The sequence below is a fragment of the Pseudomonas sp. ASL8 genome, from assembly GCF_056680355.1.
This window is the reverse complement of sequence record NZ_CM155278.1, coordinates 1,887,437-1,899,692: the sequence shown is the minus strand read 5'-3', so window position 1 is coordinate 1,899,692 and position 12,256 is coordinate 1,887,437. Positions and strand designations below refer to the sequence as shown.

General features: G+C 60.2%; 10 protein-coding genes. 6 read left to right on the top strand and 4 right to left on the bottom strand.

From position 1 onward, the window contains the following. Positions 1-211: 211 nt before the first annotated feature. Positions 212-2,059, top strand: a complete 1,848-nt coding sequence (gene ilvD / locus AC1MEA_RS08570; protein ID WP_480917394.1) for a dihydroxy-acid dehydratase — start codon at positions 212-214, stop codon at positions 2,057-2,059. Positions 2,060-2,128: 69 nt separating this feature from the next. Here the strand turns inward: ilvD and AC1MEA_RS08565 are convergent, their stop codons facing one another. Continuing rightward, positions 2,129-3,196 carry an HAD family hydrolase gene (locus tag AC1MEA_RS08565; protein ID WP_322176905.1) on the bottom strand — a complete coding sequence of 356 codons (1,068 nt, stop codon included), beginning with the start codon at positions 3,194-3,196 and terminating at the stop codon, positions 2,129-2,131. A 159-nt stretch (positions 3,197-3,355) separates the two neighbouring features. After that, positions 3,356-3,868 carry a dihydrofolate reductase gene (locus tag AC1MEA_RS08560; protein WP_480917392.1) on the bottom strand — a complete coding sequence of 171 codons (513 nt, stop codon included), beginning with the start codon at positions 3,866-3,868 and terminating at the stop codon, positions 3,356-3,358. 87 nt (positions 3,869-3,955) lie between these two features. Between AC1MEA_RS08560 and AC1MEA_RS08555 the strand changes: the two genes are divergently transcribed. The 3 genes from AC1MEA_RS08555 (at position 3,956) to AC1MEA_RS08545 (ending at position 7,243) form a co-directional block, all read left to right on the top strand. Continuing rightward, on the top strand, positions 3,956-5,335 hold the full coding sequence (locus AC1MEA_RS08555; RefSeq protein WP_480917390.1) for a DUF2868 domain-containing protein: 1,380 nt from the start codon (positions 3,956-3,958) through the stop codon (positions 5,333-5,335). Beyond that, positions 5,328-6,701 (top strand): DUF3482 domain-containing protein, encoded by a 1,374-nt coding sequence (locus AC1MEA_RS08550; RefSeq protein ID WP_480917389.1) that lies wholly within the window; start codon positions 5,328-5,330, stop codon positions 6,699-6,701. The genes AC1MEA_RS08555 and AC1MEA_RS08550 overlap by 8 nt, the downstream gene beginning before the upstream one ends. A gap of 107 nt (positions 6,702-6,808) precedes the next feature. After that, complete coding sequence (locus AC1MEA_RS08545) at positions 6,809-7,243, top strand: YkgJ family cysteine cluster protein (protein ID WP_219062893.1); 435 nt, start codon at positions 6,809-6,811, stop codon at positions 7,241-7,243. Positions 7,244-7,285: 42 nt separating this feature from the next. Here the strand turns inward: AC1MEA_RS08545 and AC1MEA_RS08540 are convergent, their stop codons facing one another. Continuing rightward, complete coding sequence (locus AC1MEA_RS08540; protein WP_480917387.1) at positions 7,286-9,220, bottom strand: RecQ family ATP-dependent DNA helicase; 1,935 nt, start codon at positions 9,218-9,220, stop codon at positions 7,286-7,288. A 236-nt stretch (positions 9,221-9,456) separates the two neighbouring features. On the opposite strand from AC1MEA_RS08540, the gene AC1MEA_RS08535 reads away from it, so the two are divergent. Beyond that, complete coding sequence (locus AC1MEA_RS08535; RefSeq protein WP_449633792.1) at positions 9,457-9,708, top strand: hypothetical protein; 252 nt, start codon at positions 9,457-9,459, stop codon at positions 9,706-9,708. 50 nt (positions 9,709-9,758) lie between these two features. Next, a complete protein-coding gene (locus AC1MEA_RS08530) occupies positions 9,759-10,532 on the top strand; it encodes a hypothetical protein (protein ID WP_480917386.1) in 774 nt (257 codons plus the stop codon). 86 nt (positions 10,533-10,618) lie between these two features. Here AC1MEA_RS08530 and AC1MEA_RS08525 read toward each other — a convergent pair whose 3' ends face one another. Then, positions 10,619-12,163 (bottom strand): phosphoenolpyruvate carboxykinase, encoded by a 1,545-nt coding sequence (locus tag AC1MEA_RS08525; protein WP_219062897.1) that lies wholly within the window; start codon positions 12,161-12,163, stop codon positions 10,619-10,621. Positions 12,164-12,256 lie beyond the last annotated feature (93 nt).

Below are 12,256 nucleotides of genomic sequence, written 5' to 3'. Positions count from 1 at the left end.
GACCTTCGGCATTCCTTCCTGGCGCCGCAGGTGTAGAATCTGCGCTATTCATCGCCAGTCATCCCCGGCGGGTTTATGAGCTCAGGCCGAGCGCGCGGCGATCCCGTGGCGTTATCGGTTCACCGCAGCATCCGGTCACTGCCGGGTGTTTGTGTCGTTAATAGAAGCTCTCCCCCCTTTCCTGATACCTGATTGCCGCCAGGAGCGCTCCATGCCTGATTACCGTTCGAAAACGTCCACCCACGGCCGCAATATGGCCGGCGCTCGCGCTTTGTGGCGCGCCACCGGGATGAAAGACGCCGATTTTAAAAAACCGATCATCGCCATCGCCAACTCGTTCACCCAGTTCGTGCCCGGCCATGTGCACCTCAAAGACATGGGCCAACTGGTCGCTCGTGAAATCGAACGCGCCGGTGGCGTGGCCAAGGAATTCAACACCATTGCCGTGGATGACGGCATCGCCATGGGTCACGACGGCATGCTGTATTCGCTACCGAGCCGCGAGATCATCGCCGACTCCGTGGAATACATGGTCAACGCCCACTGCGCCGACGCCATCGTGTGCATTTCCAACTGCGACAAGATCACCCCTGGCATGTTGATGGCCGCCTTGCGCCTGAATATCCCGGTGATCTTCGTGTCTGGTGGCCCGATGGAAGCTGGCAAGACCAAACTGGCCAGCCACGGTCTGGACCTGGTCGACGCGATGGTGATCGCCGCTGACTCCGAAGCCAGCGATGAAAAAGTCGCCGAGTACGAGCGCAGTGCGTGCCCGACATGCGGCTCCTGCTCCGGCATGTTCACCGCCAACTCGATGAACTGCCTGACCGAAGCCCTGGGCCTTGCGCTGCCGGGCAACGGTACGCAACTGGCAACCCACAGCGACCGCGAGCAACTGTTCCTGCAGGCTGGCCGCACCATCGTCGACCTGTGCCGCCAGTACTACACCGAGAACGATGAGTCGGTACTGCCGCGTAATATCGCCAACTTCAAAGCCTTCGAAAACGCCATGACCCTGGACATCGCCATGGGTGGCTCGACCAACACCATCCTGCATTTGCTGGCGTCGGCGCAGGAAGCTGAAATCGATTTCGACTTGAAGGACATCGACCGCCTGTCGCGCAAAGTGCCGCAGCTGTGCAAGGTCGCGCCGAATATCCAGAAGTACCACATGGAAGACGTGCACCGTGCCGGCGGGATTTTCAGCATCCTCGGCGAACTGGCTCGCGGTGGCCTGCTGCACACCGATCTGCCGACCGTCCACAGCAAGACCATGGCCGAAGGCATTGCCAAATGGGACATCACCCAGACTGACGACGAAGCGGTACACACCTTCTTCAAGGCTGGCCCTGCGGGCATTCCGACCCAGACTGCATTCAGTCAGTCGACCCGTTGGGAAACCCTGGATGACGACCGTGAGAACGGCTGTATCCGCAGCGTAGAACACGCGTACTCGCAAGAAGGCGGCCTGGCCGTGCTGTACGGCAACATCGCGCTGGACGGCTGCGTGGTGAAAACCGCAGGCGTCGATGAGTCGATCCATGTCTTTGAAGGCAACGCAAAGATCTTCGAAAGCCAGGACAGCGCCGTACGCGGCATCCTCGCCGACGAAGTGAAGGCTGGCGACATCGTGATCATCCGTTACGAAGGTCCGAAAGGCGGCCCAGGCATGCAGGAAATGCTCTACCCGACGTCGTACCTGAAATCCAAAGGCCTGGGTAAAGCCTGCGCCTTGCTCACCGACGGTCGTTTCTCTGGCGGCACCTCGGGCTTGTCCATCGGCCACGCATCGCCAGAAGCAGCAGCGGGCGGCGCGATTGGTCTGGTGCGCGATGGCGACAAAGTGCTGATCGACATTCCGAACCGCTCGATCAACCTGTTGATCAGCGATGAAGAAATGGCCGGACGCCGTGCCGAGCAAGATGCCAAAGGCTGGAAGCCGGTCGAGAAGCGCCCACGTAAAGTGACGACGGCTCTGAAGGCCTACGCCCTGCTGGCGACCAGCGCCGACAAAGGCGCGGTGCGTGACAAGGCGATGCTGGATAAGTTGATGCCATAAGACCGTTATCGCGGGCAAGCCCGCTCCTACTGTAGGAGCGGGCTTGCCCGCGATGCAGTCACCTCGGTTTTACTGAATCTCCTCCGGCTTCACGATCACCCAATTTTTGTCCGCCGTGACGGCCAGGCCTTCTTTGGCTTGGGCAGCCGCGTTTGTGGTCATCATGCCGTTGAGTTGAGTCATGTACTTGTCTTTGCGGTTGACCCACAAATGGACACCGCCCTTGCTGACGTCGACGCTGTGAAACAGCATGTAGCCGTCACTGGTTGGGGTGTCGCCACCGACCAGCACCGGTTTTTTCCATTGGTCGATGTACGTCAGAATTGCCGCTTGTTTGCCTGCCATCCAGGTTGCAGGCGTCCACAGGTACGGCGTCAACTCCAGACCCAGGTTGCTCTTCTCATCGTATTTGCCCGCCGTGATCTGCTTGCGCGCAGTCGTCAGTTCGCCTGTCGTGCGATTTTTCAGTAGCGTGGTCACGCCAATCACGTTCTGCGGTTTGACGTTGTAGCCGTACTTGGGATCAGCCGCGACCATGCGCACCAATTCCTCGGAAGCAGCGGTCATCACGTAGACCTCGATGCCGTTCTCCATCAGTTTGTTGTACAGCTCGGCCTGCCCGGTGAAGACCTTGGGTGGCTGGACGTCGATATTTTTGACCGTATCGCCATCGTAATACGTGCTCGGCACCGGTTTGCCCGACGCCATCAGCTCATCAACGTAACCCTTGAGTTCCGCGAGCGTGAACCCGGAGAACACCTGAGCCACCCATGGGTAGCACACCATGTCGTCGATTTCACACAGACGGTAGTAGTAGCTGAACAGGCTTTCCTTGTGGTCGGCCGTGTCCTTGAACGGGATCAATTTAAGAGAGGGATCGAGGCTTTCGCGGGTGATCAGGCCCTTGTTTTCCATGAACGGCAGCAGCGACTCTTCCAGATCGTAGCGATAGCTGGTGTTGTCCATGTCGAACACGGCGAAGTTACCCTTGTTGGCGTTGGCTTCGATCATGGCATTGAGCTGCTTGGCCGCAGGTGCGGGCCAATGGGTCAATTCGGTGGCAAACGTCTGGCTGGCAAGCGCTACGCTCAGTCCCAACGTCAGCACGGCGGCAAACAGTTTTGGCGCGAGATTCATAACGGGGTCCCTCCTCAAGGTTGAGGACTGACCGTAGCAAAATCTCGTGACATCTCTAGCGCATCAACGACCGCCCGTGTCGTGAAGACGTCATACTGATAACGATTCGCGACACGCGCGTCAAAAACGACAAGGCCCACAAGGGATCTGTGCCTGGGTTTACATTTTTTCCCACACTTCAAAGCTGTAAGCCGGCTTGTCGTCCTGCGCCGGGTTAGGGGTGTTGGACACCAGCGTCCACTGCGCGGTATCGAACTCGGGGAACCAGGCATCGCCTTCGGGGCTGAGCGCCACGCGGGTCAGGTACAGGCGGTCTGCCTGCGCCAGGCCTTGCACATACAACTGCGCCCCGCCAATCAGCATCACTTCATCGACGCCCTGCTCCCGCGCCCATTGCTCGGCACGGACCACGGCGGCGTCGAGGGAAGTAAACACCTCCGCGCCTTCGAGCTGCAGATCGGCCTGGCGACTGACCACCAGATTCAACCGCCCCGGCAAGGGCCGGCCCAGCGAATCCCAGGTCTTGCGCCCCATGATGATCGGCTTGCCGAGGGTCGTCGCCTTGAAGTATTTGAAGTCCCCCGGCAAATGCCAGGGCATGGAATTGTCGACACCGATCACTCGGTTTTCACCAAGGGCGGCAATCAGGCTGAGGGGGAGATGAGTTTTCATGGGCGCGAGGATAGCAGAAGCGAGTGTTTGCCCCGAGCCCGGCCACAGAGGTTATGCTCACGGCTGACTTTATCGACGAGACGCCGTGTGACTGCTCTGACCCCTCTGGATAGCCTCTGGCTGACTGAAGCCGTGCGCCTGCGCGAAGAACACGCGGGCCCTTTGGAAGACCTGGAGGCCAATCGCCGCGCCCGCGCCACCGCAGGTGACCTGCCGACACGCATTCAGAACCGTGCCTTGTGGCTGGCCGAGCGCGATGGTTTGCTAAACGCTCTGCATCACTGGAAACAAGGCGCACGACTGGCGTTGATTGTCCTGGCCATGATGGTCGTGATCACCGGCGCCGGCCTGGCGTTTGCGGCACTGGGCAACGGGCAAGCGCCGGTCAATGTGTTCTGGGCCCTGGGCAGCCTGCTGGGGCTCAATCTGATCCTGCTGCTCAGTTGGGCGCTGAGCATGCTGTTCGCCGGGGAAAGCACTGCCAGCCTTGGTCGGCTGTGGTTATGGCTGAGTGAAAAGCTCGCCCGTGATGCCCAGGCGGCGCAACTGGCGCCCGCGCTGGTCTTGCTGCTGCAACGTCAACGGCTGAACCGCTGGGCGTTGGGTATGGTGGTCAACGGCGCGTGGCTGCTGGCGCTGCTCAGCGCGCTGGTGATTCTGCTGATGCTGATGGCGACCCGGCGCTATGGGTTTGTCTGGGAAACCACTATTTTGCGGGGTGATACGTTCGTCACCGTCACCCAGGCCCTCGGCGCGCTGCCCGCGTTGCTGGGGTTTAGCGTGCCGACTGAAACCATGATCCGCGCCAGCGGCGACAGTGCATTGAGCATCGAAAGCGCGCGCCAGGCGTGGGCGGGCTGGTTGGTCGGCGTATTGCTGGTCTTCGGGATCGTCCCGCGCCTGCTGTTGGCCCTGGTCTGCCTGTGGCATTGGCGACGTGGCCGTGCCGCCCTCAGCCTCGATCTGAACATGCCCGGTTACAGCCAGCTCCGCGAACGCCTGATGCCCAGCAGTGAGCGTCTGGGTATCAGTGATGCCGCGCCCGAGCAACTGCACAGCACGCAATCAGGCACTGTAGCGCCCGACAGCGACGGCGCGTTGCTGGTCGCCATCGAACTCGACGATCAGCGCCCATGGCCGCCGAGTCTGCCGAAGAGCGTCATAGACGCGGGGATTCTCGACAGCCGCGAATCCCGACAAAAGCTGCTCGATCAACTGACCCGCTTTCCACCTGCGCGCCTGACCATCGCGTGCGACCCGCGCCGCTCGCCGGACCGTGGCAGCCTGGCGCTGATTGCAGAACTGGCCCGCTGTGCCGGGGCAACGCGGATCTGGCTGCTGCAAGCACCGCCCGGCCAGGCACTGGACGCAGAGCGTTTGGGCGACTGGCATTCAGCGCTGCAAAAACTCGACATCACCTACGCCGACAGCGCGCCGCTGAAGTGGCTGGAGACCGGCCATGACTAAAGCGCTCAAGCTGGCGGTGGTGGGCCACACCAATGTCGGCAAAACCTCGTTGCTGCGCACCCTGACCCGCGATGTCGGTTTCGGTGACGTCTCACACCGCCCCAGCACCACGCGGCATGTGGAGGGTGCTCGGTTGTCGGTGGACGGCGAGGCCCTGCTGGAGCTTTACGACACGCCCGGCCTGGAAGATGCCATCGCCCTGCTCGATTATTTAGAGCGCCTGGACCGTCCCGGTGAGCGTCTGGATGGACCGGCACGCTTGGCGCGTTTTCTCGACGGCAGCGAAGCTCGACAGCGCTTCGAGCAGGAAGCCAAGGTGCTGCGCCAGTTACTGGCCTCGGATGCCGGCTTGTATGTGATCGACGCACGCGAACCGGTGCTGGCTAAATACCGTGATGAATTGGCGGTACTGGCCAGTTGCGGCAAACCGCTGCTGCCGGTGCTGAATTTTGTCAGCAGTGCCGAACACCGCGAAGCAGACTGGCGCGAAGCCCTGGCGCGTCTGGGCCTGCATGCGCTGGTGCGATTCGACAGCGTTGCGCCGCCGGAAGACGGCGAGCGCCGACTGTACGAAAGCCTCGCCCTGTTGCTGGAAAATTCCCGTGAGCAACTGGAACGACTGATTATCGACCAGCAAGCGCAACGTCTGGCACGCCAGCAAAGCGCAGCTCGCCTGATCGCTGAACTGCTGCTGGATTGTGCCGCCTGCCGGCGCAGCGTCGCCACCGGATCAGGTCAGCAGCAAATCGCCATCGACGCGCTGCGCAAGGCCATCCGCCTGCGCGAGCAACGCTGCGTCGAAGCCCTGCTCAAGCTGTACGCCTTCCGCCCGCAAGATGCTGCCGCCACTGACTTGCCGCTGCTGGATGGGCGTTGGGGCGACGATTTGTTCAACCCGGAAACCCTCAAGCTGCTGGGCGTACGCCTGGGCGGAGGGATCGCCGCGGGCGCAGCAGCCGGAGCGGGCGTGGATTTGTTGGTGGGCGGGATTACCTTGGGCGCCGCAGCGTTGGTCGGGGCAATTGCCGGTGGCGCGCTGCAAACGGCCCGCAGCTACGGCTCACGCCTGCTTGGCAAGCTCAAGGGCCAGCGCGAGCTGACGGTCGACGATGCGGTGTTGCGCCTGCTCGCCCTGCGCCAACGGCAATTGCTCCAGGCCCTTGACCTACGCGGTCATGCAGCCATGGACAGGATCACGCTGAGCACCCCTCAGAACAAAGCCTGGCGCGAAGGGAAACTCCCCGACAGCCTGCAAAAAGCCCGCGCTCACCCGCAATGGTCATCCCTCAATCTGCATGCGCGCCTGACCCAGGCCGAGCGCCAGGAGCAGATTGAGGCGTTGGCCAAGTTGCTGACTCAGACCTGACAAGCGTCACTCAAACGACGCCGACAGTCGTATAAGCAATTTTTGCTTACGCGAATTCCGCCAGCCCCGGTATCATCCCGCGCCCGATACACCCGGAACCTGAGCACATGAAGCCCAACCTGATCGCCGCCGCAGAAATCGACCGAATCGATACCTGGGCCAAATACTCCAGCACCATGTGCGGTGGCTGCGTATCCAGCTGTTGCACCTTGCCGGTGGAAGTGAAGATCAAGGATTTGATCCGCATCGGCATCGTCGACGAATTCGAGCGCGGCGAACCGGCGAAGAACATTGCCAAGCGCCTGCAAAAGGAAGGGATCGTCGAGCGCTATAACCAGAAGTCGGAAATCTTCACCCTACAGCGCATGAGCAACAACGATTGCCTGTACCTGGATCGCAAAAGCCGACTGTGCACGATCTATGAAAAACGTCCCGACACCTGCCGCAACCACCCGAAAATCGGTCCGCGACCAGGGTATTGCGCCTACGTGCCAAAAACCCCTGAGCGCAAGGTCGCCGACAACACGCTGTACATTTTTTGACCTGATCGTCTTTCCCGGTCAGATGGCCTGCGTCTGATACGTCTACCCGGCCATCGCCCCTTGTGCCCACTCTCGCACCTGCGCGTAAGGGTAATTCTCGAGCGCGGCAAAGCCCCTGATGCCGCGCGCTTTGAGTTTGGTGAACAGCGGCACGCTGATCCCACAGAGAAACCGGGTCAGGCATTCGGCACTGGGGGCGCTGCCACTGTAGTCCTGATGCCTGTGCACGAACTCGTCGCATAGCCCATGAAAGCCTTCCTCAACCAGGGCCGGCAATGTCGGCGGCTCAGGCAAGCGGGCGATATGGCCGTGGCACACAGAACAGTGTCCGCACTGCTCAGGCGCCTGATAATCGCCAAAATAAAGTGCCAGGCGATAACTCAGGCATTGCTCGGTCGCAAACAGGTCGAGCATGGCGTGGATACGGGCGATTTCCGTGACTTCGTGCTGCTTGAAATAGTCGTGCAGCTCAAGGGCTAGCGCTTGAGGGTCGAAGTCGCAGATGAGCAGGCTATACACCTCGGTCATCTGTTTGCTTTCCAGCTCGATCCAGCCTTTCTCCTGGAAATAATCCAGCGCGGTAACCACCCGGCTCCGCTCGGCCTGGTGCTGCTGATACAACGCCTCGAAGCTTACCGTGGCCCACGTCCGCGCCCGACTCGAGGTCTCGATAATCGCCTCGACAAACTGCTTCCGCTCGCCTTCGAAGCGCTGCAACAACACCTCTGGCTCGATCAGAAACTTGAAACGGTATTCAGCAAAATAGGAAAAACGCGGCGCGATAATCCCGCGCAACTCCAACTGCACCAGCAAGGTTTTCAGCGGCAGTTGGCGGATATTGCTTTGATCGGCCAAGGGCCCAAGGAGCAATTCCCATTGCCCGTCCACGGCCGCCGTCAGCAACTCATCGAGCACGTTACGAATGCCCGCGTACTCCGGCGTATCGCCGTAAACAAAGTTCTCCAGCACGTTAAGGCTGTCGCGGTTGGCCAACACCAGGCAGTCAGACGGCTGACCGTCACGCCCCGCCCGGCCGATCTCCTGGCTGTAATTCTCGATCGATTTCGGCAGATCGAAATGCACGACATTGCGGATATCGCTCTTGTCGATGCCCATCCCGAAAGCGATGGTTGCCACGATGCAGTTCAACCGCCCCGCCATGAACTGCCGCTGGATCGACTCACGTTGATCGTGGGGCAAACCGGCGTGATACGCGCTGGCCGCGATGCCGTTCTGACTCAGGTGCGCGGCGATCTGTTCGGCCGTCTTCTGCAGGGTGACATATACGATGGTCGGCTGACCGCCCCGCTCGCCTAGCCACTCCACCAGCCGCCGACGTTTGTCGCGGCCACTCACCGGTTCCACCAGCAGATTGAGATTGGGACGGTAGAAACCGGTGGTCACCACATCGTCCGGCGCGATGGCAAACTTGGCCTGCATGTCGGCGATCACCTGAGGCGTGGCTGTCGCGGTCAGCAACAGCGCCTGCGGGATCTTGAACTGACGCTGGTAGTCCGGCAGCTTGAGGTAGTCCGGGCGAAAGTTATGGCCCCACTCGGAAATGCAGTGCGCTTCGTCCACCACCAACAACGAAATCGGCACCTGCGCGATGAAATGGCGAAAACGCTCGTTTTTCAGGCGCTCCACGGAAATCATCAGAATCTTCAATTCGCCTGAACGAGCGCGCGCCATCACCTGCGCCACCTCATCGCGACTTTGCGCCGAGTCGATACTCGCCGCCGCAATGCCATGGCGCTGTAAAAACGCCAGCTGATCCTGGATCAATGCCAACAAGGGCGACACCACCAGCGTCAGGTGCGGCAGCAACAGCGCCGGCAACTGGTAGCACAACGACTTGCCCGAGCCGGTCGGAAAAATGGCCGCCGCCGAACGCCCCGCCAGCACCGCCGCAATCGCCGTTTCCTGCCCAGGACGAAACTGTGGATAACCGAAAACCTGTTCAAGACTTTTATACATAAGCTGCCACTCCATTGACCGCCGGGAAGGTGCCAGACCTTAACGCGAAGCGGTTGATTGCACACGCACGAGGGCGCACCTGGATCGTCTCGGGAAATTTCATCCTATTCTCCTGGCAAGCAGTGCTGGCAAACTGATATCAGTCGGTTTAACCTTTCTGAAACAACATTGCAGGAGGTCCGGCTGCCGTCGAAAATCAGAGCACACCGTGCTCGACGGCTCGCCCAAGAAGCGAAATGGACAGTATGAAACAGCCGGATGATGACGGCCTCACGCGTATTCAACGCTTAAGCCCTGAGCACTTCGATGTCGTGCTCGGTGCCCACCCCGACAAGCGTAAAGCCGCAGACCTACTCGCACCCAGATCCTTTGCCCGCCTGGCTATTTATCTCGTCGTGCTCGTGATCGGCACCTATCTGCTCGCCACCCAACCTCACACCAGCAAACCGACCGTTAACGCAGCACCGGCCAAGGTCGCTCACGAGTAGCCATTGCCGCGAGCATCTGCGCCAAACCCACGGAACGACGAACGGATGCCATGAAACGCCAGAATCAGGACGATTTCACCCCTCATGACGACTTCAGTGCCGACTACAACGACGCCCCGCCCGGGCTTCGTCGTAAAAAAAACCTCACCACCTCGACCTTGTACCGCAATGTCTTCGCGCTGCTCGCTTTATTTACGGTCGTTATCTATCTCCTGACACACCGCCCTGACTTCAGCCTACCGCTTACCGCCAGATCAACCGGTGTTCAGGCCCCCATTACGCAGCCGCCGATGCCACCCGGCGACATCGCGTCAGTCACCCCCACCATTCAAACCATCAACGCCCCGGCCCGTGCCCCGCAAGCCCTCGCCGGCTGCATCAAGCCCGGCAACGTCATCGACGCAAGCGTCGTCACCTGCCGCTATGGCGAATTCCCACCACCCAGCCAGAAACAGCATGCGCAAGGCATGGTCTCTGCTGAGTACCTGGCGCAATACGAGACCGACAAAACCAACCGTCAAAATCGCCCACGCGGCAACGTCGATCAAGGCGTCAACCAGGCATGGGTCCGCCAATGGGACGGACGCGGCAGCTACCTCGCCCAATGGACAACCTACGGCAACCGCATCGACGGCAGCAGCGTCTGCGGCAACCACCGACGCGGTTCAATCGACTATCGGGAATGTCGCAAGGGCGCGAAGGTGTACTTCAAAGAGGAGTGCAGAGCGTGGGGCAAGCGCTGGGAGAGTGGTCGAGCAGACTTGAGCAAGGCGATGGAGGAACGGTATTGCAGTGCGGCTAACGGGTTTAGTCCGATGGGGTGAACCCGGCTATAGACGAAACCCTGGCAATTCAGCCAAAAAAAACCGCCCCTGAAGGCGGTTTTTTTATTCATCCAGCAACCATCACATCAAAGCTGAGGGCCGGCATTTTTGATCGCGTCTGAAACATCAAACTTCTTGAAGTTCTCAACGAACAAACCTGCCAGTGCTTTAGCCGATTCGTCGTAGGCCGCTTTGTCCGCCCAGGTGTTGCGCGGGTTGAGCAGTTCGGTGTCTACGCCCGGGACCAACTTCGGTACGTCGAGGTTGATGATGCCCAGGTGTTCGGTTTCTGCGCCGATCAGTGCGCCACTCTGGATGGCTGCAATGACGCCACGGGTGGTCGGGATGTTGAAGCGTTTGCCAACGCCGTAGCCGCCGCCGGTCCAGCCAGTGTTGACCAGGTAGACCTTCGAGCCGAAGCCACGGATGCGCTTGATCAACAGTTCAGCGTATTCGCCAGCCGGACGCGGGAAGAACGGTGCGCCGAAGCAGGTGGAGAAGGTCGACTTGATGCCGCTGCCCGAACCCATTTCGGTGGAACCAACCAGTGCGGTGTAACCCGACAGGAAGTGATAGGCCGCTTGTTCTTCGCTGAGGATCGACACGGGTGGCAACACGCCGGTCAGGTCGCATGTCAGGAAGATCACTGCGTTTGGCTCGCCACCGAGGTTTTTCGGTGCGCGTTTTTCGATCAGTTCACGCGGGTAAGCCGCGCGGCTGTTCTGGGTCAGGCTGTCGTCGGCGTAGTCGGCTTTTTTGGTGACCGGGTCCAGTACGACGTTTTCTAGTACGGCGCCGTGCTGGATGGCTTTCCAGATAACAGGCTCGTTCTTCTCGGACAGGTCGATGCACTTGGCATAGCAACCGCCTTCGATGTTGAACACCACGCCCACGCCCCAGCCGTGTTCGTCGTCGCCGATCAGGTAACGGCTTTCATCAGCGGACAGGGTGGTTTTGCCGGTGCCGGACAGGCCGAAGAACAGGGTGACATCGCCCTCTTCGCCCATGTTGGCCGCGCAGTGCATTGGCAGCACGTCGACCGCTGGCAGCAGGAAGTTCTGTACCGAGAACAAGGCTTTTTTCATTTCGCCGGCGTAAAGCATGCCCGCGATCAGTACTTTTTTGGCCGCGAAGTTGATGATCACGGTGCCGTCGGAGTTGGTGCCGTCACGCTCAGGCTCACAGACGAAGGCCGGGGCATTGATGACCTGCCATTCGGTGTGGCCAGACGGGTTGTACTGTTCAGGGTTGATGAACAGGCACCGGCCGAACAGGTTGTGCCATGCAGTCTCGGTGGTCATTTTGACCGCGAGGTAGTGCGCAGGGTCAGAACCTACATGAACATGGGACACAAAACGCTCGCGCTCGCCCAGATAGGCTTCAACGCGGTTCCACAGGGCGTCGAACTTGTCGGCCGGGAACTTGCGATTGATCGGGCCCCAGGCGATGGCAGCTTGAGTGGTTGGCTCTTCAACGATGTAACGGTCAATCGGCGAACGGCCAGTACGATGACCGGTTTGCACGACCAGCGCGCCAGTATCGGCAAGCACGCCTTCACCGCGATTCAGGGCTTCTTTAACCAGATCATCGATGCACAGATCGGTGTAAACGGCGTTATTAGCTTGCGTCATGAGGTTCCCCGTCGGCCACTGGCCGAGTGCTCCAAACGTTTTGTAGTAGAAATTCCCACACTACTACAGCGGAAAAAGTGGGCCGGATTATGC